Source organism: Phytopseudomonas argentinensis (genome assembly GCF_900113905.1).
Classification (GTDB): domain Bacteria; phylum Pseudomonadota; class Gammaproteobacteria; order Pseudomonadales; family Pseudomonadaceae; genus Aquipseudomonas; species Aquipseudomonas argentinensis.
Map to the genome: position 1 here is coordinate 912,301 of NZ_FORC01000001.1, position 24,681 is coordinate 936,981.

General features: G+C 63.7%; 25 protein-coding genes. 15 read left to right on the forward strand and 10 right to left on the reverse strand.

Annotation, left to right across the window (positions count from 1 at the left end; genetic code table 11):
- The first annotated feature begins 608 nt into the window (after positions 1 to 608).
- From BM154_RS04150 to BM154_RS04160, 3 genes are read left to right on the forward strand one after another with little or no spacing between them, the layout of a single operon-like run.
- Positions 609 to 1,931 carry a CmpA/NrtA family ABC transporter substrate-binding protein gene (locus BM154_RS04150; RefSeq protein ID WP_074881113.1) on the forward strand — a complete coding sequence of 441 codons (1,323 nt, stop codon included), beginning with the start codon at positions 609 to 611 and terminating at the stop codon, positions 1,929 to 1,931.
- Positions 1,932 to 1,944: 13 nt separating this feature from the next.
- Complete coding sequence (ntrB, locus tag BM154_RS04155) at positions 1,945 to 2,790, forward strand: nitrate ABC transporter permease (RefSeq protein WP_074881114.1); 846 nt, start codon at positions 1,945 to 1,947, stop codon at positions 2,788 to 2,790.
- A 10-nt stretch (positions 2,791 to 2,800) separates the two neighbouring features.
- Positions 2,801 to 3,649, forward strand: a complete 849-nt coding sequence (locus BM154_RS04160) for an ABC transporter ATP-binding protein (RefSeq protein ID WP_074881115.1) — start codon at positions 2,801 to 2,803, stop codon at positions 3,647 to 3,649.
- Between the two features lie 9 nt (positions 3,650 to 3,658).
- On the opposite strand, the gene BM154_RS04165 is transcribed toward BM154_RS04160, so the two are convergent.
- Positions 3,659 to 3,886 (reverse strand): hypothetical protein, encoded by a 228-nt coding sequence (locus BM154_RS04165; RefSeq protein WP_074881116.1) that lies wholly within the window; start codon positions 3,884 to 3,886, stop codon positions 3,659 to 3,661.
- A gap of 279 nt (positions 3,887 to 4,165) precedes the next feature.
- Positions 4,166 to 4,732, reverse strand: coding sequence for a dCTP deaminase (gene dcd / locus BM154_RS04170; RefSeq protein WP_013792448.1), 567 nt, complete (start codon positions 4,730 to 4,732; stop codon positions 4,166 to 4,168).
- A gap of 326 nt (positions 4,733 to 5,058) precedes the next feature.
- Between dcd and BM154_RS04175 the strand changes: the two genes are divergently transcribed.
- The gene (locus BM154_RS04175; protein WP_003245585.1) at positions 5,059 to 5,268 is read left to right on the forward strand and encodes a cold-shock protein; all 210 of its coding nucleotides are present in this window, start codon (positions 5,059 to 5,061) and stop codon (positions 5,266 to 5,268) included.
- A gap of 145 nt (positions 5,269 to 5,413) precedes the next feature.
- On the opposite strand, the gene apbC is transcribed toward BM154_RS04175, so the two are convergent.
- Positions 5,414 to 6,508, reverse strand: coding sequence for an iron-sulfur cluster carrier protein ApbC (gene apbC, locus BM154_RS04180; RefSeq protein ID WP_074881117.1), 1,095 nt, complete (start codon positions 6,506 to 6,508; stop codon positions 5,414 to 5,416).
- Positions 6,509 to 6,603: 95 nt separating this feature from the next.
- Positions 6,604 to 7,293, reverse strand: coding sequence for a YiaD family glycine zipper/OmpA-like lipoprotein (locus BM154_RS04185; protein ID WP_074881118.1), 690 nt, complete (start codon positions 7,291 to 7,293; stop codon positions 6,604 to 6,606).
- A gap of 152 nt (positions 7,294 to 7,445) precedes the next feature.
- On the opposite strand from BM154_RS04185, the gene metG reads away from it, so the two are divergent.
- From metG to BM154_RS04210, 5 genes are all read left to right on the forward strand, one after another.
- Entirely contained in the window at positions 7,446 to 9,479 is a 2,034-nt protein-coding gene (gene metG / locus BM154_RS04190) for a methionine--tRNA ligase (RefSeq protein ID WP_074881119.1), read from the forward strand.
- A gap of 16 nt (positions 9,480 to 9,495) precedes the next feature.
- Positions 9,496 to 10,299 (forward strand): DUF4349 domain-containing protein, encoded by an 804-nt coding sequence (locus BM154_RS04195; RefSeq protein ID WP_074881120.1) that lies wholly within the window; start codon positions 9,496 to 9,498, stop codon positions 10,297 to 10,299.
- A gap of 161 nt (positions 10,300 to 10,460) precedes the next feature.
- Positions 10,461 to 11,585, forward strand: a complete 1,125-nt coding sequence (locus BM154_RS24520; RefSeq protein ID WP_074881121.1) for an RnfABCDGE type electron transport complex subunit B — start codon at positions 10,461 to 10,463, stop codon at positions 11,583 to 11,585.
- A gap of 27 nt (positions 11,586 to 11,612) precedes the next feature.
- The gene (gene nth / locus BM154_RS04205; protein ID WP_074881122.1) at positions 11,613 to 12,251 is read left to right on the forward strand and encodes an endonuclease III; all 639 of its coding nucleotides are present in this window, start codon (positions 11,613 to 11,615) and stop codon (positions 12,249 to 12,251) included.
- Between the two features lie 107 nt (positions 12,252 to 12,358).
- Positions 12,359 to 12,538 (forward strand): PA3496 family putative envelope integrity protein, encoded by a 180-nt coding sequence (locus BM154_RS04210; RefSeq protein ID WP_070887944.1) that lies wholly within the window; start codon positions 12,359 to 12,361, stop codon positions 12,536 to 12,538.
- A 94-nt stretch (positions 12,539 to 12,632) separates the two neighbouring features.
- Here BM154_RS04210 and trxB read toward each other — a convergent pair whose 3' ends face one another.
- Positions 12,633 to 13,580, reverse strand: coding sequence for a thioredoxin-disulfide reductase (trxB, locus tag BM154_RS04215; protein WP_074881123.1), 948 nt, complete (start codon positions 13,578 to 13,580; stop codon positions 12,633 to 12,635).
- A 227-nt stretch (positions 13,581 to 13,807) separates the two neighbouring features.
- On the opposite strand from trxB, the gene cysZ reads away from it, so the two are divergent.
- Both cysZ and BM154_RS04225 read left to right on the forward strand, forming a co-directional pair.
- Positions 13,808 to 14,575 (forward strand): sulfate transporter CysZ, encoded by a 768-nt coding sequence (gene cysZ / locus BM154_RS04220; RefSeq protein ID WP_074881124.1) that lies wholly within the window; start codon positions 13,808 to 13,810, stop codon positions 14,573 to 14,575.
- Positions 14,576 to 14,614: 39 nt separating this feature from the next.
- Positions 14,615 to 15,820: a glycosyltransferase family 4 protein gene (locus BM154_RS04225; RefSeq protein WP_074881125.1), complete on the forward strand. Its 1,206-nt coding sequence runs from the start codon at positions 14,615 to 14,617 to the stop codon at positions 15,818 to 15,820.
- Between the two features lie 43 nt (positions 15,821 to 15,863).
- On the opposite strand, the gene BM154_RS04230 is transcribed toward BM154_RS04225, so the two are convergent.
- Positions 15,864 to 16,346 (reverse strand): glutathione peroxidase, encoded by a 483-nt coding sequence (locus BM154_RS04230; protein WP_074881126.1) that lies wholly within the window; start codon positions 16,344 to 16,346, stop codon positions 15,864 to 15,866.
- Positions 16,347 to 16,518: 172 nt separating this feature from the next.
- A complete protein-coding gene (locus BM154_RS04235) occupies positions 16,519 to 17,004 on the reverse strand; it encodes an FKBP-type peptidyl-prolyl cis-trans isomerase (RefSeq protein ID WP_074881127.1) in 486 nt (161 codons plus the stop codon).
- 138 nt (positions 17,005 to 17,142) lie between these two features.
- Here BM154_RS04235 and BM154_RS24590 point away from each other — a divergent pair, with 138 nt between their 5' ends.
- From BM154_RS24590 to BM154_RS04255, 4 genes are all read left to right on the forward strand, one after another.
- Positions 17,143 to 17,316, forward strand: a complete 174-nt coding sequence (locus BM154_RS24590; protein ID WP_341864826.1) for a DUF3565 domain-containing protein — start codon at positions 17,143 to 17,145, stop codon at positions 17,314 to 17,316.
- Positions 17,317 to 18,501 (forward strand): acetate kinase, encoded by a 1,185-nt coding sequence (locus tag BM154_RS04245; RefSeq protein WP_074881128.1) that lies wholly within the window; start codon positions 17,317 to 17,319, stop codon positions 18,499 to 18,501.
- A gap of 14 nt (positions 18,502 to 18,515) precedes the next feature.
- The gene (pta, locus tag BM154_RS04250) at positions 18,516 to 20,609 is read left to right on the forward strand and encodes a phosphate acetyltransferase (RefSeq protein WP_074881129.1); all 2,094 of its coding nucleotides are present in this window, start codon (positions 18,516 to 18,518) and stop codon (positions 20,607 to 20,609) included.
- A 135-nt stretch (positions 20,610 to 20,744) separates the two neighbouring features.
- Positions 20,745 to 21,644, forward strand: coding sequence for an acyltransferase (locus BM154_RS04255; RefSeq protein ID WP_074882363.1), 900 nt, complete (start codon positions 20,745 to 20,747; stop codon positions 21,642 to 21,644).
- A gap of 2 nt (positions 21,645 to 21,646) precedes the next feature.
- Here BM154_RS04255 and BM154_RS04260 read toward each other — a convergent pair whose 3' ends face one another.
- The 3 genes from BM154_RS04260 to BM154_RS04270 form a co-directional block, all read right to left on the reverse strand.
- Positions 21,647 to 22,954, reverse strand: coding sequence for a GGDEF domain-containing response regulator (locus BM154_RS04260; protein WP_244157055.1), 1,308 nt, complete (start codon positions 22,952 to 22,954; stop codon positions 21,647 to 21,649).
- A 135-nt stretch (positions 22,955 to 23,089) separates the two neighbouring features.
- Entirely contained in the window at positions 23,090 to 23,746 is a 657-nt protein-coding gene (locus tag BM154_RS04265; protein WP_083414445.1) for a YiaD family glycine zipper/OmpA-like lipoprotein, read from the reverse strand.
- Between the two features lie 126 nt (positions 23,747 to 23,872).
- Positions 23,873 to 24,517, reverse strand: coding sequence for an MBL fold metallo-hydrolase (locus BM154_RS04270; RefSeq protein ID WP_074881131.1), 645 nt, complete (start codon positions 24,515 to 24,517; stop codon positions 23,873 to 23,875).
- Positions 24,518 to 24,681 lie beyond the last annotated feature (164 nt).

Genomic DNA, 24,681 nt, shown 5'->3' on the forward strand with positions numbered 1-24,681 from the left:
CCATCCGGGCGATGCCAAAAGAAACCCGCTCGACAGAGCGGAACCGAACTTAAGAACAATGCGATAACTCTGGCAAACCACAGCTCACGCACAATGTGTGGAACGATCAGCTGTAGAAACTCGGGGCTAAAGCCCCTCCCACAAGTTACGCGAATGTCCGCTTCTGCCTTATTGCTGTCGATCCATCGCAAGAACAATTCCTGATACACAGAAATGGTGATGCACTGCGCACAGTGCTATCGGTTCCCAAGCCCGACCTGGTCATGCACCTGCGCCGCGCATTGATGGGGCGTCGCGCCCTGCTGCTGTGCGGCAACAAAGATCGCCCGCCTGCAACGCGCATGGCAGAGCCGTATCGAACTCGAGCCGAAAAGGCTTGCCGCTCAGTCAGTTAACCCATTGACGGCTGCCCGCCACGGCTGACTGCCTGGCTGCCGCATAAGGTGGAAGGGCCGCTGGCATGCAACCTGCTATGTCCCTTGGCAAGGAGGCAAGCCCTGCTCCTCCACAATCCGAATCCTGGACAACGGCGTCCACACTCAATGCAGCCCCCGCGCTGCCATGAGCGTGACGCCGTTTTTTTATGCGTGCCTTTTGGGGAGAACGAGATGGACGACACGCCACGCGCCGCCGAAGCAAAAACCGGCCTGCCACGCCGCACCTTCCTCAAGCAGTCCATGGGGCTGCTTGGCGGCGGCGCCCTGATGAGCATGCTGCCAGCGGGCCTGAGCAGTGCGGTCTGGGCAGCCGGCAGCGATGGCCTGGAAACCCCCAAGGCCAAGCTCGGCTTTATCGCCCTCACCGATGCTGCGCCGCTGTTCGTCGCCGAGGACCTCGGGCTGTTCGCCAAGCACGGCATGACCGAGGTGGAAGTGCTCAAGCAGTCCTCCTGGGGCACCACTCGCGACAACCTGGTGCTCGGCGCCGGCAGCGGCGGTATCGACGGCGCCCATATCCTCACGCCGATGCCCTACCTGATGGCCGCCGGCAAGATCACCACCAACAACACGCCGCTGCCCATGGTCCTGCTGGCGCGCCTGAACCTCAACGGCCAGGGCATCTCGATCAGCAAGGAATACGCGGACCTCAAGCTCGGCAGCGACGCCAGCGCCTTCAAGCAGGCGGTCGCTGCCAAGCAGGCCAAGGGCCAGAAGATCGCCGCGGCGATGACCTTCCCCGGCGGCACCCACGACCTGTGGCTGCGTTACTGGATGGCCGCCGGCGGCATCGAGCCGAACAAGGACTTGCCGACCGTGGTCATCCCGCCACCGCAGATGGTCGCCAACATGAAGGTCGGCAGCATGGACGCTTTCTGCGTCGGTGAGCCGTGGAACGCCCAGTTGATCAACCAGAACATCGGCTACAGCGCGGTAACCACCGGCGAGCTGTGGGCCAACCATCCGGAAAAGGCCCTGTCGCTGCGCGCCGATTATGTCGCCGCCAACCCCAACGCGACCCGCGCCCTGCTCAAGGCGGTGATGGAAGCGCAGATGTTCTGCGAAGCGGCCGCGAACAAGGAAAAGGTCGCACAAATCTGCGCCAAGCGCCGCTGGATCGGTGCCCCGGCCAAGGATCTGCTGGCCCGTCTGCAGGGCAACATCGATTACGGCAACGGCCGCGTGGTGGAAAACAGCCCGCACCTGATGCGCTTCTGGAGCGAGTTCGCCTCCTACCCTTTCCAGAGCCACGATCTGTGGTTCCTCACCGAAAACAAACGCTGGGGCTACCTGCCAGGGGATTTCGACAGCCAGGCGCTGATCGACCAGGTCAACCGCGAGGACATCTGGCGCCAGGCTGCTGCCGAGCTGGGCGTGCCTGCCGAACAGATTCCCCAGGGCAAATCCCGCGGTATCGAGACCTTCTTCGACGGCAAGACCTTCGACCCAGAAAACCCGCAAGCCTATCTCGACAGCCTGACCCTAAAGGCCTAACCGGAGAAACGCCATGAATGCGCCCGTAAAATCGCTGGCCCTACCGGCTGGCGTCATCGCTCCAAGCTGGCTGAAACGCCTGTCGACCACCCTGATGCAGTCGGTGCTGCCACCGCTGGTGATCACCGCCGCGCTGATGCTGATCTGGCAACTGCTGTGCAGCGGTGCCAATGCCGCCCTGCCGCCGCCCAGCCAGGTGATCGAAGACACCTGGGAATTGATCGTCAACCCGTTCTACGACAACGGCGGCACCGACGTCGGCATGGCCTGGCAGCTGCTCGCCAGCCTGGAGCGCGTGGCCTACGGCTATGCCCTGGCGGTGGTGGTGGGTGTGGCGCTCGGCGTGCTGGTCGGCCAGTCGACCTGGGCGATGCGCGGCCTCGATCCACTGTTCCAGATCCTGCGTACCGTGCCGCCGCTGGCCTGGCTGCCGCTGTCGCTGGCCGGCTTCAAGGACAGCCATCCCTCGGCGCTGTTCGTGATCTTCATCACCGCCATCTGGCCGATCATCATCAATACCTCGGTGGGCATCCGCAACATTCCCGAGGACTACCGAAACGTCGCCAAGGTGCTGCGCCTCAACGGCGTGGAGTACTTCCACAAGATCATGCTGCCGGCAGCGGCGCCGTACATCTTCTCCGGGCTGCGCATCGGCGTGGGGCTGTCCTGGCTGGCGATCATCGCCGCCGAGATGCTGATAGGCGGCGTGGGCATCGGCTTCTTCATCTGGGATGCGTGGAACGCCTCGCGCATCAGCGACATCATTCTTGCCCTGGTCTACGTCGGCGTGGTCGGTTTCATACTCGATCGCCTGGTGTTGTTCGTCGGCAATCGCATCACCCGCGGCACATCGGCCTGAGGAGACGGACATGAGCAAGCACTACCTGAGCATCGAGCATGTGGAAAAGTACTTCGAGCGTGACGGCGTCAGCTCCCACGTACTGAACCAGATCAACCTCAACGTCGAGCGCGGCGAATACATTTCCATCATCGGCCACTCCGGCTGCGGCAAATCGACGGTACTGAACATCGTCGCCGGCCTGACCGATTCGAGCAGCGGCGCAGTGATTCTCGACGGCCGCGAGGTGCGCGGCCCCGGCCCGGATCGCAGCCTGGTGTTCCAGAACCACTCGCTGCTGCCCTGGCTGACCGTGCAGGAGAACGTTGCCCTGGCTGTGGACAAGGTATTCAAGCACACCAAGAGCAAGGCCGAGCGTCGCGAATGGACACTGCATCACCTTGAGTTGGTGAGCATGGGCCACGCCCTGCACAAGCGTCCCAATGAAATTTCCGGCGGAATGAAGCAACGCGTTGGCATCGCCCGCGCCCTGGCCATGGAGCCCAAGGTGCTGCTGCTCGACGAACCCTTTGGCGCCCTCGATGCCCTGACCCGCGCCCACCTGCAGGACGAGGTGATGCGCATCCAGAGCGAACTGCACAATACGGTGATGATGATCACCCATGACGTCGACGAAGCGGTGCTGCTCTCCGACCGCATCGTGATGATGACCAACGGCCCGTCAGCGACCATTGGCGAGATCCTCAGCATCGACCTGCCTCGGCCCCGTGACCGCATCGCCCTGGCCGATGACCCGCGCTACAACGCCTACCGCCACGCGGTGCTGAGCTTCCTGCATGAAAAGCAACGCAAGGTCGAGCCACTGGCTCGGCGCACTGCAGCCACCCCGGCCCCCGGCGCGCAACGCGCCCGGGCGTGAAGCGGCGCGTCAGTCCTTGGCGATGCCGGTGATGGTGATGCCGAAACGCTCTTCCAGGCGAACCGCTGGCGTCTGCTCTTCATGGGGCTGCTCCTTTGGCTCGAGGGGCTCGAGATTCTCTTGCGCCCACTCAAGCACCCAGGTCACTGCCTGTTCCAGGCTGGGCTTGTCTTTCGATTTCACCTTGAGGACTTCGGCAGCCTCATCTCGGCTATAGGTGATGATCCATTGGCTCATGGCGAGTCTCCCGCAGGCAACGTGGCGACACGCCAAATGGCGTGCCCTGATAGTCATGTAGACCTGCCGCCCGGGAACAGTTCGCCCTATAAATCTCGGGGAACTTCACTCGCCGGGGCCACTCAGAAATTAGGCATCGATTGATTTCTCCGGGCGCATGAAGCGCCCATTTTTTTGCCTGCAATTTGCTGCTTCGCCCTCTTCAGGCGCCCCGCCCTGGCAGCATCCAGGCATAAAAAAACCGGGCCTGGCCCGGTTCTTGGTAAACGTCAGCGGCCATCAGGCCTTGGGCAGGGTCACGCCGGTCTGGCCCTGGTACTTGCCGCCACGATCCTTGTAGGACACCTCACAGGCTTCGTCCGACTGCAGGAAGAGCATCTGCGCCACACCCTCGTTGGCGTAAATCTTCGCCGGCAGGTTGGTGGTGTTGGAGAACTCCAGGGTCACGTGACCTTCCCACTCCGGCTCCAGCGGCGTGACATTGACGATGATGCCGCAACGCGCGTAGGTGCTCTTACCCAGGCAGATGGTCAGCACATCGCGGGGAATGCGGAAGAACTCGACAGTACGAGCCAGTGCGAAGGAGTTCGGCGGAATGATGCACACGTCGCTCTTGATGTCGACGAAACTCTTGGCGTCGAAATTCTTCGGATCCACGATCGCCGAATGGATGTTGGTGAAGACCTTGAATTCGTCGGCACAACGCACGTCGTAGCCGTAGCTGGAAACCCCGTAGGAAATCACCCGGCTGTCGTCCGCGCCGCGCACCTGGCGCTCGACATAGGGCTCGATCATGCCGTGTTCCTGAGCCATGCGGCGAATCCACTTGTCCGATTTGATGCTCATGGCGGGGCCGTCCTGAAAGTCTGTGCGGTGAAAAGTGCAGGCATCTTACCGGGCTGCAAGGCTGGGTTCAAAGCCTGTTGACGGGCCGTTGCGATGCGCTTGGGCAGGTGCCGATGCAAGTAAATCGCAGAAAGACTGACAGACCATTCGCACTTCGCGAAAAAAGCGGGTATGGTGATCCCACTGTGCTGCATGTGTCACCGCGAATCGCTACATGATGCCTAGATTTCGATCCAAACATCGTCCGACTCCTAGTACTCGTTGCACTCAGTCCCGGCCTGGTTCTATCCAGGGCTGTTAATTATTTAGTTCTTAGGAGACATCACATGTCCAATCGTCAGACTGGCACCGTTAAGTGGTTCAACGATGAAAAAGGCTACGGCTTCATCACTCCGCAATCCGGTGACGACCTGTTCGTACACTTCAAAGCTATCCAGAGCGATGGCTTCAAGAGCCTGAAAGAAGGCCAGCAAGTTTCCTTCGTGGCCACCCGTGGTCAGAAAGGCATGCAAGCTGAGGAAGTTCAGGTTATCTAACCTGCTCTTTCCCTAAAAAAACCCCGCTTCGGCGGGGTTTTTTTATACCTGCGATTCCTGGCAGATGCCCTAAGGGCCGTCACAAGGGGCGGGAATTTCTGGCAATGCGTGCAGCAGGTGCGCGGTGGCGCACCTGCTATGACGATCAATCGTCGGCGATGACGATGTTCGGCATGCCCTGGGCCTTGGCGGCTCCAGTGGCGATGCGCGCACCCACCATGCGGGCCACCTGCTGGTAGAGCATGGCGATCTGGCTCTCAGGATCGGCGATGGTGGTCGGTTTGCCGCCATCGGCCTGCAGGCGGATGGCCATCGACAGCGGCATCGAGGCCAACAGGTCGACCCCGAACTGCGCGGCCAGCTTCTCTCCACCGCCCTCGCCAAACAGATGCTCGGCATGCCCACAGCTGGAGCAGATGTGCACGGCCATGTTCTCTACCACGCCAAGCACTGGAATGTTCACCTTGCGGAACATCTCCACGCCTTTCCTGGCATCGAGCAGCGCCAGATCCTGCGGGGTGGTGACGATCACCGCACCGGCCACCGGGACTTTCTGCGCCAGGGTCAGGTGGATATCGCCGGTGCCCGGCGGCATATCGATGATCAGGTAATCGAGATCATCCCAGGCCGTCTGGGTGACAAGCTGGATAAGCGCGCCGGAGACCATCGGGCCGCGCCAGACCACCGGCGTGTTGTCGTCGGTCAGAAAGGCCATCGACATCACCTGCACGCCATGGGCCTCAAGGGGCACGAACCACTTCTGCTCGCGCACCTGGGGCCGCGTGCCTTCGGCAATGCCGAACATGATGCCCTGGCTGGGGCCGTAGATGTCCGCATCGAGAATGCCCACCCGTGCACCCTCGCGGGCCAGAGCCAGGGCCAGGTTGGCGGCGGTGGTGGACTTGCCCACACCGCCCTTGCCGGACGCCACGGCGATCACGTTCTTGACGTTGGCCAGCGCCGGCACCTGGGCCTGCGCCTTGTGCGCGGCGATCACACAATTCACCTCGACAGCGGCGCTGCCTACGCCCTCGAGGTTCTCGATGGCCAGTTGCAGCATCTGCGCCCAGCCCTGCTTGAACTGCGCAGCGGCGTAACCCAGCTCGAGCTGCACGCTGACCTGGTCACCCTGCACGTCGATGGCGCGCACGCAGCCGGCACTGAGCGGATCCTGATCGAGATGGGGGTCGGTGTACTGACGCAATACGGCTTCGACCGCAGCGCGGATATCAGCGCTCATGCTTGGCTCCGGAGATGGCAGAAAAGACGCCTATCCTACCCGAGCCGCACTGCCGATGCAGGCTGGCGGCCCGTCGGGCCGCCGGCAGGCAGCACTCACTGCACGGGCTGGCCCGGTAGCGGCTTGAGATTCACCTCGACGCGACGATTCTGCGCACGCCCCTCGGCAGTGGCGTTGTCTGCGATCGGCTGGTCCGGGCCGGCGCCGCGGCTGGACAGCCGGGAGCCATCGATACCCTGGGCGGTCAGGTAACTGGTCACGCTCTGCGCACGACGCTCGGAGAGCGCCATGTTGTGCTGGCGCGAACCGGTACTGTCGGTGTAGCCGACGATTTCGATGCTGTTGTTCTGGAACTGCTTGAACGAGGTGGCCAGGTTGTTCAGCGGCGCGTAGAAGCTGGGGGCGATCTCGGCTGAATCCGTGGCGAAGGTGATGTTGCCCGGCATGATCAGCTTGATGTCGTCACCCTGGCGCTGCACTTCCACGCCAGTGCCTTCCATGCTGCGGCGCAGCTCGGCCTCCTGGCGGTCGGCGTAGTAGCCGTAGCCGGCACCTGCTGCACCGGCGAGCACGGCACCGATGGCCGCACCCTTGCCACGGTCGTCGTGATTGACCGCCGCACCGACGGCCGCACCGGCCAGCGCGGCCAAACCGCCGTAGGTGGCGGTGCGATGCCCACCGCCGGAGGCACCGCCACCGACATTGTCATACGGGTTGCTCGAGGCACACCCCACCAGAAGGGCCAGCGCGGTGGCACAGGCGAGCGGACGTAAAACTGCAGGCATGGTTTATCTCCTTGCTGGGAGCGGAAGGTAATCTTTGGAACCCGCTCGCCCCTCTAAATTCAAGCCGATATCCAGCAAATTTGCCCGCTGGCCGGAACGCGCCCGCTTACTTTATAGTGACCGACCACCCGCCAACCGATGACCGCCTGACAATGTCCCAAGCTCGCCAGATTCTCGTTACCAGCGCCCTTCCCTATGCCAACGGTTCGATCCACCTTGGCCATATGCTCGAGTACATCCAGACCGACATGTGGGTGCGTTTCCAGAAGCTGCGCGGCAATCAGGCCATCTACGTGTGCGCCGACGACGCCCACGGCTCGGCGATCATGCTGCGCGCGGAGAAGGAAGGCATCACCCCGGAACAGCTGATCGACGGCGTCAAGGCCGAGCACAGCGGCGACTTCGCCGACTTCCTGGTGGACTTCGACAACTTCCACTCCACCCACTCGCCGGAAAACCGCGAGCTGTCGGAGTCGATCTACAAGGCGCTGCGTGACAATGGCCACATCGCCACGCGCTCGGTGACCCAGTATTTCGACCCGGAAAAAGGCATGTTCCTGGCCGACCGTTTCATCAAGGGCACCTGCCCGAAATGCGCGACGCCGGACCAGTACGGCGACAACTGCGAGAAATGCGGCGCCACCTACGAGCCCACCGAACTGAAAGACCCACGCTCGGCGATTTCCGGTGCGGTACCGGTGCTCAAGGACTCCAAGCACTTCTTCTTCAAGCTGCCGCAATTCCAGGACATGCTCCAGCAGTGGACGCGCAGCGGCACCCTGCAGGAGTCGGTGGCCAACAAGCTCGCCGAGTGGCTGGACGGTGGTCTGCACGAGTGGGACATCAGCCGCGATGCGCCCTACTTCGGTTTCGAGATTCCCGACGAGCCGGGCAAGTATTTCTACGTCTGGCTGGATGCCCCGATCGGCTACATGGCCAGCTTCAAGAACCTCTGCGCACGCCGCCCGGAGCTGGATTTCGACGCGTTCTGGAACAAGGATTCCAGCGCCGAGGTGTATCACTTCATCGGCAAGGACATCGTCAACTTCCACGCCCTGTTCTGGCCGGCCATGCTCGAAGGTGCCGGCTACCGCAAGCCGACCGCCATCAACGTGCACGGCTACCTGACGGTCAACGGCCAGAAGATGTCCAAATCGCGCGGCACCTTCATCAAGGCGCGTACCTACCTGGATCATCTGAATCCCGAATACCTGCGTTACTACTACGCGGCCAAGCTGGGCCGCGGCGTCGATGACCTGGACCTGAATCTCGAAGACTTCATTCAGAAGGTAAACTCGGACCTGGTCGGCAAGGTGGTCAACATCGCCAGCCGTTGCGCCGGTTTCATCCACAAGGGCAACGCCGGCGTGCTGGTAGCGGCCAACCCGGAGCCGGAGCTGTGGAATGCCTTCCAGAGCGCCGCACCAGGCATCGCCGAGGCCTACGAGAGCCGCGACTTCGCCCGCGCCATGCGCGAGATCATGGCCCTGGCCGACCGCGCCAATGCCTGGATCGCCGACAAGGCGCCCTGGTCGCTGGCCAAGCAGGACGGCAAGGCCGACGAGGTGCAGGCGATCTGCGCCCTGGGCGTCAACCTGTTCCGCCAATTGGTGATCTTCCTCAAGCCGGTACTGCCGAACCTCGCCCGCGACGCCGAAGCCTTCCTCAACGTCGCGCCGCTGACCTGGGCCGACCTGGCCACACCACTGGCCGATCACCAGCTAAACCCTTTCAGCCCGTTGCTCGCGCGTATCGAGCCGGCCAAGGTTGAAGCCATGGTCGAAGCCTCCAAGGAAGACCTGGCGGCTGCCGAAGCGCCAAAAGGTAACGGTGAGCTGCAGAAGGACCCGCTGGCCACCGAAATCACCTTCGACACCTTTGCCGCCGTCGACCTGCGCATTGCGCTGATCGAAAAATGCGAGTTCGTCGAAGGCGCCGACAAGCTGCTGCGCCTGACCCTGGATATCGGCGACGAAAAGCGCAACGTGTTCAGCGGCATCAAGAGCGCCTACCCGGACCCCAGCAAGCTCGAAGGCCGCCTGACGCTGTACGTGGCCAACCTGGCGGCGCGCAAGATGAAGTTCGGTGTCTCCGAAGGCATGGTGCTGGCTGCCGGCCCTGGCGGCGAAGAAATTTACCTGCTCAGCCCGGACAGCGGCGCCAAGCCGGGTCAGCGCGTCAAATAACCGATCTGGAGCAAGGATGCTTTCCCACCGCACCTGGTTTCTTGCCACTGCCCTGGCCCTGCTGACCCTGGTCGGCTGCTCGCCCTCCGGTGACAGCCACCCGCCAGCAGGCGCCGCGCTGCAGGGTGAAATGGCGCAACAGGGCGCCTTTCTTGCCTACGAACACAGCGTCGGCATTCACCTGCCTGTCGAGCAGGTCGAGCCGCGCCTGGCAGCGGTACGTGAAGCGTGCGGCAGCCAGCGTTTCGGCCAGTGCGACCTGCTGGCCATCGAGCAGAGCCAGGGCGCTTACCAGGCCGCCAGCATCACCGTGCGTATCGCCCCAGCGGGCGTCGAGCCACTGGTGGCCTTTGCCGGCGAGGGCGGCGAACTGCAGAGCCGCCATACCCGCGCCGAGGACCTGGCTCAGGCAGTCAGCGATACCGAGCAGCAACGCCAGCGTCTGGAACGCCAGCAGAAAACCCTGCTGCAGTACCAGGCCCGCAGCGACCTGAGCGTCAGCGACATGCTCGCCCTGGCCCGCGAATTGGCTGAGGTGGATGTGCAACTGGCAGGCAATGCCCAGCAGTCGGCGCAGCAACAACGACGCCTGACCACCAACCTGTTGACCTTGAGCTTCAGCACCGAAGGCCAGCCGGTCGGGCGCCTGGCACGCATTGGCGAAGCCGCCAGCGGCATGCTCGACAATGCCACCGAGGGCGCTACCGAAGCCATCAGACTGCTCGGCTACGGCATCCCCTTCGTGATCATCCTGTTCCCGCTCGCCCTGCTGGTCCGCTGGCTGTGGCGCAAGGCCAGCCGCGTGCGCAACGGGAGCTGATCGAACGCGTGCCGGTCTCGCGCTGTACCGGGGGCGACGCATGCCGGATAATGCCCGGCTCACGCGTCAACCAGACTTGCAACAGCGATGATCGACTCCCGCCACTTCACCTGCCCGTACCAGCCCGGATCACGCTTGTTCAGGCTCGCCCGGGTGCGCCCATGAGCAACTCACTGCGTATCGCGGCCATCGATGCCCTGCTGCCGCAGACGCAATGCGGCAAGTGCGGCCATCCGGGCTGCCTGCCCTATGCCGAGGGGATCGCCGCGGGTGAGGCGATCAACAAGTGCCCCCCTGGTGGCAATGCGACCATCCACGCACTGGCCGACCTGTTGCAGGTACCGGAGCTGCCCCTGGCACTGCCGGCAACGCCGCCGCAGGTGGCGGTGATCCGCGAGGCCGAATGCATCGGCTGTACCAAGTGCATCCAGGCCTGCCCGGTAGATGCCATCGTCGGCGCCGCCAAGCTAATGCACACGGTGATCGGCGACGAATGCACGGGCTGCGAGCTGTGTATCGCGCCGTGCCCGGTGGACTGCATCGACCTGATCGCCCTGGCGCCGCCCGAAGCCGAGGTGCAGCGCGCACGGGCCGACCAGTTCCGCACCCGCCACCAGAATCGCCTGGCCCGTCTGGCGCGCACCGAGGCCCGTCGCCGCGCAACCCGACCAGTGCGGCCTGGGCCTGTCGAAGCGCCCGCCCTCGCGCCCCAGCAGCCTGCTGCCGCATCCTCCCTGAAGCAGGCGAAGATCGATGCCGCCATGAGCCGCGCGCAGCTGCAAAAGGGCCTGAAGGCCTTTGGTGATACGCCGGACGACGGCCAGCGTCAGCAACTTGCCGCCCTGCAGCAGGCCGCCGAGCGCGATCAGCAGCGTCTCGCCGCGCTACAGTCAAAGCCTGCACACGAAGCGCCACGCCCGGGCGAACAGGCCCTTAAGCAGGCCAAGATCGACCTGGCCAGCCACCGCATGGCCCTAAAGGCCGGCGAGCGCCGCGGTCTCGACGAGCAGGCCCTGGCGCCGTTGCGAAGCGCCTATGCTGCGGCCCAGCAGGCCCTGCACCTGGCCGAAGAGCGCTGCGGCAAGCCAGCGCCGGCGCGCGTGCTGGTCGACAAGGCCGGGCTCAGCGCACCGCTGCGCCAGTTGAAGACCGACCTGGCCTATGCGCGCGCCGAACTCAGCAAATTGCAGCGCAGCGATACGCCTGAGCCTGCCAAGATACGTGATGCCCAAGACCGCCTCGCCGCCGCCGAACGCCGGCTGCAGGCGCACACCAGCGCCAGTTAGAGCGCCTCGACGGACCCTGATGCGACCATGAACGCCGCCAAACGCCTTGAGATCTTCCGCCGCCTGCACGAAGACAATCCCGAACCCAAGACCGAACTGGCCTACAGCACGCCATTCGAGCTGCTGATTGCCGTCATCCTATCTGCCCAGGCCACCGACGTCGGCGTCAACAAGGCCACCGCCAAGCTCTACCCGGTGGCCAATACACCAGAGGCGATCCTCGCCCTGGGCGTCGACGGCCTGAGCGAGTACATCAAGACCATTGGCCTGTACAACAGCAAGGCCAGGAACGTCATCGAGACCTGTCGCATCCTGGTCGAGCAGCACGGCAGCCAGGTGCCGGAAACCCGTGAAGCGCTCGAGGCCCTGCCCGGAGTCGGTCGCAAGACTGCCAACGTGGTGCTCAATACCGCGTTTCGCCAGCTGACCATGGCGGTGGACACGCATATCTTTCGGGTCAGCAACCGCACCGGCATTGCCCCCGGCAAGAACGTGGTGGAGGTCGAGAAGAAGCTGCTCAAGTTCGTGCCCAAGGATTTTCTCCTCGATGCACACCATTGGTTGATCCTGCATGGCCGCTACGTGTGCCAGGCGCGCAAGCCGCGCTGCGGCAGCTGCCGGATCGAAGACCTGTGTGAATACAAGCAAAAGACATCGGACGATTGATGCTTCATAGGTTTCCGATATCAGCTGATTGAAAAAATCTTTTTTACTCGCTTCACGTTTGCCCTTATAAGGTCGGCAAATGGCCCCTGTAGCCGGGAGTGAAGCGCATGAGCAACGGCAAAGAAGACCTGGAACTGGACGACGACTTCGTCAGCGACGAAACGGACAACAGCGAAGCCCCCGTGGAAGTGGCGAAAACCAATCTCACAAAGCGACGCATCATCGACAATTTCCTCGAGGAGCGACGCCTGCACAAGCAGCTGGCCGAGTACGACTTCGACCTGTAGCCCGCCTCATGAGCCAAACCAAAAAAATGCCCGTATCAATCGATACGGGCATTTTTTCGTTGCAGGGTTCGACGAGCTGCCTCTTGCTCGAGGATCAGAGGCCGTCCAGATAACGCTCCACATCCAGCGCCGCCATGCAGCCCGCCCCCGCCGAGGTAATGGCCTGACGATAGACGCTGTCGGCCACATCGCCAGCGGCGAACACCCCCGCGATGCTGGTCGCCGTGACATTGCCGTCACGCCCGCCGTTGACCTGCAGGTAGCCGTCCCTGAGTGCTAGTTGCCCTTCGAACAACGCCGTATTGGGCGTATGACCGATGGCCACGAACAGGCCGTCCACCGGCAGGTCACGGGTCGCGTCACCGGCCTCGCGGATCCGCACGCCGGTGACGCCCGAGGCATCGCCAAGCACTTGCTCCACCTCGGCATTGAGGGCCAGCACGATGCGCCCTTCGGCTACCCGCTCCTGCAGCTTGTTCTGCAGGATCTTCTCGGCACGAAAGGCGCCACGGCGGTGAATCAGGGTGACCCGGCTGGCGATGTTGGCCAGGTACAGTGCTTCCTCCACGGCGGTATTGCCGCCGCCGACCACCGCCACTTCACGGTTGCGATAGAAGAAACCGTCGCAGGTGGCGCAGGCCGATACACCCTTGCCCATGAAGGCGCTCTCGCTCGGCAGGCCCAGGTAGCGGGCGCTGGCACCGGTGGCGATGATCAGCGCATCGCAGGTGTAGGAAATGCTGTCGCCCACCAGGGTGAAGGGCCGCGCGGCCAGATCCACCGCCTGGATATGATCGAAGACGATCTCGGTCTCGAAGCGTTCGGCATGGGCCTGCATGCGCTGCATCAGCTCGGGCCCGGTCAGGCCATGGGCGTCGCCGGGCCAGTTGTCGACCTCGGTGGTGGTGGTCAATTGGCCACCGGCCTGCAAGCCGGTGATCAGCAGGGGCTTGAGATTGGCGCGCGCGGCATAGACCGCGGCGCTGTAACCCGCCGGGCCGGAACCGAGAATGATCACGCGGGCGTGGCGGATACTCGACATCGGGAACTCCTCACAGCATGGCGCTGCAAAAAAAGCCGCCACCTGAACAGGAAAGTCAGGACTACGGCGGCACAAGGGACGCGAGCAGACTAGCCGCCGCGGCCTGCGCCAGGGAAATGCGCTTTGCCAATCACCTGGATAGTCACCCGCTATGGCCGCACCCTGCTTTCGCCGCGCCGGCAAAATGGGTAAGGTCGCGCCACGTTCACTTGTTGGAGACACCTTTGATGCGCGCTCCCGTGCTGTCCGGCCCGCAATACCTCGGCGAAGGCCTGAAACTGGTGATGAGCCCCGGCCTGCGGCTGTTCGTGCTGCTGCCGCTGGCGATCAACCTGATCCTGTTCAGCCTGATGATCGGCCTTGCCGTGCAGCAGTTCAGCGGCTGGGTGGACACCTTCATGCCATCGCTGCCAGGCTGGCTGAGCTTTCTGCAATACATTCTCTGGCCGCTGTTCGTGGTGCTGGTGGTGCTGATGGTGTTCTTCACCTTCACCATGCTGGCCAATATCGTGGCCGCGCCGTTCAATGGCTTTCTCGCCGAGAAAGTCGAGGTGGTGGTGCGCGGCCAGGACAACTTTCCGCCCTTCAGCTGGGGTGAGCTGATTGCCATGGTGCCGCGCACCCTGGGTCGTGAGGCGCGCAAGCTGGGGTACTTTCTGCCACGCGCACTGGGGCTGCTGATCCTGTCGTTCATCCCGGTGGTCAACCTAGTCGCGGCGCCACTGTGGCTGCTGTTCGGGGTGTGGATGATGGCCATCCAGTACATCGATTACCCTGCCGACAACAACAAGGTCAGCTGGCAGGACATGCTCGCCTGGCTGCGCGAGAAGCGCTGGCAATCCCTGGGCTTTGGCGGCATCACCTACGCCGCCCTGCTGGTGCCCTTCGTGAACATCGTGATGATGCCCGCAGCAGTCGCCGGCGCCACCCTGTTCTGGGTGCGTGAAGGGGGCGTCAGCTCGGGCGCCGGCGCCGTCACGCAAACGACACACTGACGTCACAAACGCTACATGACGGCAGCCCAGACTGCTGTCATGAGCACTCCCCCGCTATTCATCGCCCTGGTCAGCGAGACCTACAGTCCGGAAATCAACGGGGTGGCCAATACCCTTGGCCATCTGGTCAGCGGGCTGCGCGCACGTGGCCATCGTCTACAACTGATCCGCCCACGACAGAACCATGACACCCCCGCTGCCAATGATGACGACCTGCTGTTGACCCGCGGCTGGCCGCTGCCCGGCTATCCCGGCCTGCAGTGGGGCCAGTCGGCACGTCACAAGCTGCTGCGCCTGTGGCGCAGGCAACCACCCGACGTGCTGTACATCGCCACCGAAGGCCCGCTGGGGCTGTCTGCCCTGCGCGCCGCAAGGCGCCTACGCATCCCGGTGATCAGCGGCTTTCACACCAACTTCCAGCAGTACACCGGCCATTACGGCATCACCCTGCTGACCCGCCTGCTGACCAACTACCTGCGCTGGTTTCACAATGCCTCGCGCATGACCCTGGTACCCAGCCTGAGCCAGCGCTGCGAACTGCAGCGCCGCGGCTTCGAGCGCCTGGAACTGCTCGCCCGCGGCGTGGACGCGCAGTTGTTCAACCCGGCCCGGCGCAGCGACGAATTGCGGCGCAGCTGGGGCCTGGCCGAGCAGGATATCGCCGTGCTGCACGTGGGCCGGTTGGCCGCCGAGAAGAATCTGGACCTGCTGGTCAGCACCTTCCGGGCGTTGCAACGGCAATCCGCCGGCCTGCACCTGAGGCTGGTAATAGTCGGCGACGGGCCGTTGCGCGAGAGCTTGCAGAAACAGCTGCCGGACGCCCTGTTCTGCGGCATCCAGCGCGGTGAAACGCTGGCTCAGCACTATGCCAGCGGCGATATCTTTCTGTTCCCCAGTCTTTCCGAGACATTCGGCAACGTATTGCTAGAAGCCATGGCATCGGGCCTCGGCGTGGTCGCCTTTGATCAGGCAGCCGCTGCCCAGCATGTCGAGGACGGCCACAACGGCATGCTGGCCAGCGGCGATGACCAGCGCACCTTTATCGAAGCCGCGGTCTGGCTGACGGAGAGCAGCGAGAACCTGCGCCGGGTTCGCCTCAACGCCCGGCAGCATGCGGCCAGACAGAACTGGTCGAGCATCGTCGAGCAGTTCGAACAGCACCTGCACGCCGCGCTGCAGAGCAACGCCGTGCCCGGCAACGGGCGCAATCCGCCCTTGGTGATCGAAAGCAAGCGCGCCCACTGAAACGTCAGCAAGGATGCAGGGCCGCATGGCGCAGCCCCGAGGCTCAGGCCAAAGCCTTCTCGATGGCCTGGATCAAGGCCGGATCGTCCGGCGCGGTGCGCGGCGAGAACCGCGCAAGCACTCGGCCGTCCTGGCCGACCAGGAATTTCTCGAAGTTCCAGGTGATGTCACCAGGGAATTCGGCGCCCTCGCCAGCCAGCAAACGATACAGCGGATGACGACCGCTGCCGTTGACCTCGAGCTTGCTGCTCAGCGGAAAGGTCACGCCGTAATTCAGGCTGCAGAACTGGGCAATGGCCGCCTCGTCGTCGGGCTCCTGCCCGGCGAACTGGTTGCAGGGCACGCCCAGCACACTGAAGCCCTGCGCGGCATAGGTCTGCTGCAGGCGCTCGAGGCCGGCATATTGCGGCGTGAGCCCGCATTTGGACGCAACGTTGACCACCAGCACCACCTTGCCCTTGAGCGGGGCCAACGGCAGCTCCTGGCCGTCCAGTGCATGCAGTGTCAGGTGGTGAAAGGCGCTCATGATGGGTGCTCCGGGTAACGCGAAAAGGCATGAAGAACGTTCGTCGACGACGATTTGCCGCGGCTGGCAAGGCATAAAAAAGGCGCCTGAAAAGGCGCCTTTTCACGACTGCAGCTTAGCAGCCGTTCATGACCATCTGCCAGCAGCGACAATTGCGCTGCCGACATACGGATCAGTGCTGGTGACCGCCTTCGCCATGGATGTGACCATGGGCGACTTCTTCCTGGCTGGCGTCACGCACGTTGACGACCTTGACCGCGAAGTTCAGGCGCTGGCCGGCCAGGGGGTGGTTACCGTCGACGATCACGTCGTCGCCTTCCAGCTCGCGGATGGTGACGATCTGCATGCCGCCGTCCGGGCCGGAAGCGTGGAACTGCATGCCGACTTCCAGCTCGTCGACGCCTTCGAACATCGAGCGATTCAGGGTCGCGACCAGCTCGGCGCTGTATTCGCCGTAAGCTTCTTCCGGCTCGACGGCGACCTTGACTTCGTCACCGGCCTGCTTGCCGACCAGGGCCTTCTCGAGACCGACGATGATGTTGCCAGCACCGTGCAGGTAAACCAGCGGCGCGCCGCCAGCGGAACTATCGATCACCTCACCGGCATCGTTGGTCAGGGTATAGTCGATGGAAACGGCCTTGTTGGCGGCGATCTGCATGGGGCGAACCTTTTGCTCGAGGAAAATGAACGTGAGATTGTAACCAAGGGCGGGGCCGAAAGCGACCCAAGCCCAGACGGGCGGGCCGCGTCCGGGGTTACCCTGGTCGGTTTTGAGCAAGATCATGACGGCCATTGGGTGGCTGTCTTATCGTGTGGCCATACTCAGCACCTGCGCCATCAGCCGCCCTGGCAAAATCGCCCCTGGGTACTCGATGCCGCGCAGCGCCATGCGCGTATCGGCACGAACTTCACCTGTGGCTGGTGTGTCGCAACACCGGCGCAAATGCCTACCGATGCTAAGGACTTCTGAATGCCCGCACGCAATATTCTGGTAATCAACTGCGGTAGTTCCTCCATCAAATTCGCCCTGGTCGATCCTGATCAGCAGTCGTTCGCCATCAGTGGTCTGGCCGAGCGCCTTGGCAGTGCCGACGCGGTCTTGCACTGGCAGCGCGATGGGGTCAAGCACAGCCTGGCCATTGCCGGCGACGACCACCGCGCAGCGCTCGCACATCTGCTGCAGCAGGTGCAGGACGCCACCGGCGGCCAGTTGCATGGCATCGGTCACCGTGTGGTGCACGGCGGTGAGCACTTCACCAGCGCACAACGGCTAGACGCTCAGGTGATCGCCGCGATTCGCGCCGTCGCGCCCCTGGCGCCGCTGCACAACCCGGCCGGCCTGCTAGGGATCGAAGCGGCCCTGGCGCTGTACCCCGAGCTGCCCCAGGTGGCGGTGTTCGACACCGCCTTTCACCAGAGCCTGCCCGAACATGCCTATCGCTACGCGGTGCCGGAGCAGCTGTATCGCGAGCACGGCGTGCGCCGCTATGGCTTCCACGGTACCAGCCACCGTTTCGTCAGTGCCCGCGCGGCCGAGCTCACCGGGTTGCCAGCGGATGACAGCGCCTGGCTGGTCGCCCACCTGGGCAATGGCTGTTCGACCTGTGCGGTGGTCAATGGCCAGAGCCGTGATACCAGCATGGGCCTGACGCCACTCGAAGGCCTGGTGATGGGCACCCGCAGCGGCGATGTCGACCCCAACCTGCACAGCCACCTGTCGCGCACCCTGGGCTGGAGCCTGGAGCAGATCGACCGCATGCTCAACCACGACAGCGGTCTCCTGGGCCTGTCGGGCCTGTCCAACGACATGCGCAGCCTGGAGCAGGCCCGCGAAGACGGGCATGCCGGCGCCACCCTGGCCATCGAGGTGTTCTGCTACCGCCTGGCCAAATCCCTGGCGGCCATGAGCTGCGCCCTGCCGCGCCTTGACGGGCTGCTTTTCACCGGCGGCATCGGCGAGAACTCGCCGCTGATCCGCAGCAAGACGGTGGCCCATCTGAGCCTGCTCGGCCTCAAGCTCGACGAAGCGGCCAATGCGCGTTGCCTGCGTGGCGTCAGCGGACCGATCCACGCCCACGACCATACCCGGGTGCTGGTGGTGCCCACCAACGAAGAACGGCAGATTGCCCTCGATACCCTGGCGCTGCTCGACTGATTACGGAGAACCCCATGCACACCTTTTTCATCTCGCCGACCGGCTTCGGCGTCGGTCTCACCTCCATCAGTCTGGGCCTGGTCGGGGCGCTGGAACGCGCCGGCCTCAAGGTCGGCTTCTTCAAGCCAATCGCTCAGCCGCACCAGGGCGATGCCGGCCCTGAGCGCTCCAGCGAACTGGTAGCGCGCACCCACGGCCTGCACTCGCCCAAGCCCCTGGCCCTCGCCCATGTCGAACGGCGGCTTGGCGATGGCGACCTGGACGAGCTGCTCGAGGAAATCATCAGCCTCTACCAGGAAGCCGCCAAGGACAAGGACGTGGTGATCGTCGAGGGCATGGTGCCGACGCGCCAGGCCAGCTATGCCGCACGGGTCAACTTCCACCTGGCCAAGAGCCTGGATGCCGACGTGATCCTGGTCTCGGCGCCGGAGCAGGAAAGCCTCGGCGAACTGTGTGACCGCGTGGAAATCCAGGCCCAGCAGTTCGGTGGCCCGAAGGATCCCAAGGTGCTCGGCGTGATCCTCAACAAGATCCGTAGCGATGATGGCCTGGAGGCCTTCACCGCTCGTCTGCGCGAACAGTCTTCCTTGCTGCGCCACCCGGAATTTCGCCTGCTCGGCTGCATCCCCTGGCTCGACGAGCTGAACGCGCCGCGTACCCGTGACATCGCCGAGCTGCTCGGCGCACGCATCCTCAATGCCGGCGACTACGAACAACGGCGCATGCTCAAGATCGTGCTGTGCGCCCGCGCCGTGGCCAACACCGTGCAGTTGCTCAAGCCGGGAACCCTGGTGGTGACGCCGGGCGACCGCGACGACATCATCCTCGCCGCCAGCCTGGCCGCAATGAACGGCATGCCGCTGGCCGGCCTGCTGCTGTGCAGCGACTTCGCCCCCGACCCACGGATCATGGAACTGTGCCGCGGGGCCCTGCAGAGCGGCCTGCCGGTGATGACCGTGAGTACCGGCTCCTACGACACGGCCACCAACCTCAATCGCCTGAACAAGGAAATCCCGGTCGACGACAAGGAGCGCGCCGAGAAGGTCGCCGACTTCGTCGCCAGCCATATCGATCACGACTGGCTGGCCGCCCGTTGCGGCAGCCCGCGGGAGCTGCGCCTGTCGCCGCCGGCGTTCCGTTACCAGCTGGTGCAGCAGGCCAAGGCCGCCAACAAACGCATCGTCCTGCCTGAAGGCGCCGAGCCGCGCACCGTACAGGCCGCCGCCATCTGTCAGGCCCGCGGCATCGCCCGTTGCGTGCTACTGGCCAAGCCCGAGGAGGTGCACAGCGTGGCCCAGGCCCAGGGCATCGAGCTGCCGCCAGGGCTGGAGATCCTCGACCCGGATCTGATCCGCGAGCGCTACGTCGAGCCGATGGTCGAGCTGCGCAAGGGCAAGGGCCTCAACGCGCCAATGGCCAGCGCCCAGCTCGAAGACACCGTGGTGCTGGGCACCATGATGCTGGCCCTGGACGAAGTCGACGGCCTGGTGTCCGGCGCGGTGCACACCACCGCCAATACCATCCGCCCGGCGCTGCAGTTGATCAAGACCGCCCCCGGCTACAACCTGGTGTCCTCGGTGTTCTTCATGCTGCTGCCGGATCAGGTGCTGGTCTACGGCGACTGCGCGGTCAACCCGGACCCCAATGCCGAGCAACTGGCGGAAATCGCCCTGCAGAGCGCCAGCTCCGCCCAGGCCTTCGGCATTCCGCCGCGGGTAGCGATGCTCAGTTACTCCACCGGTGATTCGGGCAGTGGCGAGGAAGTGGAAAAGGTGCGCGAGGCCACGCGCCTGGCACGCCAGGCCGACCCGCAACTGCTGGTCGACGGCCCGCTGCAGTACGACGCCGCGGCCATCGAAAGCGTCGGCCGACAAAAGGCCCCCAACAGCCCGGTGGCCGGTCGCGCCACGGTGTTCATTTTCCCGGACCTGAACACCGGCAATACTACCTACAAGGCGGTGCAGCGCAGCGCCGACTGCATCAGCGTCGGGCCCATGCTGCAGGGCCTGCGCAAGCCGGTGAACGACCTGTCGCGCGGCGCGCTGGTGGACGATATCGTCTTCACCATTGCCCTGACCGCTATCCAGGCCGCCAACATGCGCCGGTGAACAAGGGCGAGGCGAATGCGGGTGACACACCCCGCATTCGCCTCGACTTGCAGTTCCATCACCAATCGTTAACCTGTGCGCCAATTGCTGCCAGCGCTATCGCCGGCAGCCAACCTGCCTGAGGTTCGCACGTTCATGCTGCACTTTCTGCCTGCCCCGGTGCTCGGCCTGCTGGGGAGCGTCTCGCTGGCGCTCAATACCCTGTTCTGGTGCGTGCCGCTATTCACCATCACGCTGCTGCGTATCCTGCTGCCACTGCCGGTTGTGCAACGAGCCAGTGATCGCCTGATGATCTTCATCCAGGAAGGCTGGATCAGTTGCAACAAAGCCTGGATGCAGGTGCTGGGCAAAACCCGCTGGCATATCCAGGGTGAGCAGAACTTCGACTACGAACACTCCTACCTGATAACCAGCAACCACCAGAGCTGGGTGGATATTCTGGTGCTGCAGTACCTGCTCAACCGACGCGTCCGGCCGCTGAAGTTCTTCCTCAAGCAGGAACTGATCTGGGTACCGGTGATCGGCCTGTGCTGGTGGGCACTGGGCTTTCCCTTCATGAAGCGCTATTCGAAGCAATACCTGGCCAAGCACCCGGAGAAGAAAGGCAAGGATCTGCAGACCACCCGCCGCACCTGCGCCAAGTTTCGCCACAACCCGGTGGGCATCTTCAACTTCGTCGAAGGCACTCGCTTCACCCCGGCCAAGCATCAGGAACAGCAATCGCCCTACCGCTACCTGCTCAAGCCAAAGGCAGGGGGCCTGGCCTTCGTGCTCGATGCCATGGGCGAACAGCTGCACGGCATGATCAACGTCACCCTGCATTACCCGCAGGGCAGCCCCGGTTTCTGGACCTTGCTCAGCGGTCAGCTGCACGACGTGGTGGTGGTGGTCGAGCAGCTACCGATCCCGGCTCGCTTCATCGGCCGCGCCTACGACCAGGACGAAGCCTATCGCCAGGATTTCCAGCAGTGGGTCAACGCCCTGTGGGGAGCCAAGGACGACCTGCTGATGCGCCTGCACCAGCAGCATCCCTAGGCTCAACTCTCTGCTTGGTGGAAGCGATACTGCCGCCGCCCACCGCGTTTGGCCGCATACATCGCCATATCGGCCGCCCGCAGCAGATCTTCGACCGTGTCACCATCGGTGGGTAAGCAGGCGATGCCAATGCTGACGCCCAGCCCCGACAGGTCGCCCTCACCCGCCTGGTCGGATACCTGCTGGACCAGTTTCTGCGCCACCGCGGCCGCCTCGGCCGAGCTACCCAGGCTGTCGAGGATCACCGTGAATTCGTCGCCGCCGATCCGTGCCAGGCGATCATAGGGGCGCAGGCAACCCTTGAGCTGAACGCTGACCTGGCGCAGCACCTGATCACCGCGCTCGTGGCCCAGGGTGTCGTTGATGCGCTTGAAGCCATCCAGATCCAGGTACAGCAAGGCCGCCTTCTGGCCAGTGCGCTGGTGACGGGAGATCGCGGCCTGCAGCTCCTGCAGAAAACCACGGCGGTTGAGCAATCCAGTCAACGCATCGGTGATGGCCAGCGACTCGAGCTGATGGTGCAGGTCACGCACCACCGACATGTCCAGCGCCAACAGCACCATGCCGTGCTCGCTATCCGGTAGCGGCGAACAGGAAAGCGCCACCGGCACGGGGCGGGCATCCCGGGTACGCAGGTTGGCGTCATGCAGACGAAGGTCCTCGCGACGCTGCCAGTGCAGGTAGAAGCTGGAGGTCTGCCACTCCTCAGCGTCACCGCCCTCGACCCAGTCCAGCAGCGCACTGCCGATCAGCTCGCCCGCCTGGCAACCGAGCATGCGGGTGATCGCCGGGTTGGCGAAGCGAATACGCCCTTCGTCGCCGACCACCAGAATGCCTTCGGCAGTGTTGTCGAGAATCGAGGCATTGAATGCCCGCTCGCGCTCCAGTTGCCGGGTCAGGCGCAATAGATCACGGCGATGGCGCTCGTGTTCGAGCAGCGCGCGTACCTTGTGCAACAGCATCGCCGGCTGCACCGGCTTGGCGATGAAGTCCATCGCGCCGGCACCATAGCCCTTACTGAGGATCTCATCGGTCTGCGCCATACCGGAGATGAAGATGATCGGTGTCAGTCGGGTATGCGGGCCATTGCGCATGCGCCGCGCCACCTCGAAGCCGTCCATTCGGGGCATCTGTACATCGAGCAGCACCAGGGCCACTTCACCCTGGGCGAGGTATTCGAGGGCCTTGGGACCCGAGTCCACGCAGTGGACCGGCTGCTCGATGGCTTCGAGCAGTTCCTGCATGTCATCCAGATTGTCCTGTCGATCATCGACGACGAGTATTTCCAGCGGCTCATCCTGATCCGGCACCACCTCTACCTCCCTGCCCGCATCGACCATTGATCATCACAGTCTAGTCATCACGCGCGTGGCAGCCACCGGCACAGGAATATGGCGGACATAAAAAACCCCGCCGTGGCGGGGTTTTCTGATGCGCGGTTTGGCTTACAGCGGGCGCAGGTTGATTTCCACGCGACGGTTCTGTGCACGCCCTGCTTCGTTGGCATTGCTGGCGATCGGCTGGTTGGGGCCAGCGCCATAGGCCGAGATGCGCGACGCGGCCACGCCGTTGGCAGCCAGGTACGAGGCCACGCTCTGCGCACGGCGGGTGGACAGGCTCTGGTTCAGCTCGGCCGAACCGGTGCTATCGGTATGGCCGACGATGTTCACACCGTTCTTGTTGAACTCCTTGAAGGTCAGTACCAGGGAATTCAGCGTCGGGTAGAAGTTGCCGGCGATGTCTGCCGAGTTGCTGGCGAAGGTGATATTGCCCGGCATGATCAGGGTCAGGTCATTGCCATTGCGTTGCACCTGTACGCCGGTGCCCTGCAGTTGCTGACGCAGCTTGGCTTCCTGGGTATCGACGTAGTAACCGTAACCACCGCCCGCTGCACCGCCGACGGCGGCACCGATCAGCGCGCCCTTCTTGCGATCCTTCTTGCTCGAGGTGGCAGCGCCCACCGCGGCTCCCGCCAGGGCGCCAACGCCGCCATAGATACCGGCCTTGCCTGCCTGGCTTTCACCGGTATAGGGGTTGACGGTACAGCCGGACAGGACAGCGAAAACGGCCGTTGCGGCAATCAGCGAGCGGAGTTTGATCATGGGTAATCCTTAGTCGTTTTACGAGAGAGGCAGGCTTTTATCCGCGGCTTCGAGCCAGCGAACGCAGTCAAGTTCCCGACCAAGGCTAACAATCACCACGCAAAAAATCTGTAAACGCTTGTTTTTTCAAGCACGCACGAAGGGGTTTTCGCGCATCTCGTCACCTAGTCGGGTGTCCGGCCCATGGCCGGTCACCACGGTGGCGTCTTCATCCAGCCGGTACAGACGCTGCCGGATGGAGCGCTCGATGGTGGCGTAATCGCCGCCCCACAGGTCGGTACGACCGATGCCGCGGCGAAACAGGGTGTCGCCGGCGATCAGCAGCTTGGCCTCGGGAAACCAGAAGCTCATGGAGCCAGGGGTATGCCCCGGCGTGTGAAGGGCCACACCGCAGCCGCAGGCCAGTGCCTGGTCATCGGCCAGCCACTGATCGGGGGCGGGCACCGGCGTATAGGGCACGCCGAACATCTGGCACTGCATCTCCAGGTTGTCCCAGAGGAACTGATCATCCTTGTGCAGGTGCAGGGTCGCGCCGGTCTTTTCCTTCATCTGCCCGGACGCCAGGAAATGATCCAGGTGCGCGTGAGTGTGGATGATGCTCACCACCTTGAGGCCGTGGGCCTCCAGGCGTGCCATGATCAGGTCTGGGTTGCCACCCGGATCGACCACGATGGCCTTGCCGCTGACCGGATCGCCAATGATGGTGCAGTTGCACTGCAGCGGGCCGACGGGAAAGGTTTCGCGGATCAAGGTGGGAGAAGTGGATTGCATGCGGGTTTCCTGTAACGCGGATGGCAGGCGGATGGCCGATTGTAACCGCCGTAAGGTGCCGCGCGGTGGAGCGGCAAATCGTGCATCACCTGTAGAGGCTTCACGGGTCTCATCTCGAAAATCATTCGAGCAGACAGCAGAAAGCCGGCCCTGAGGCCGGCTTT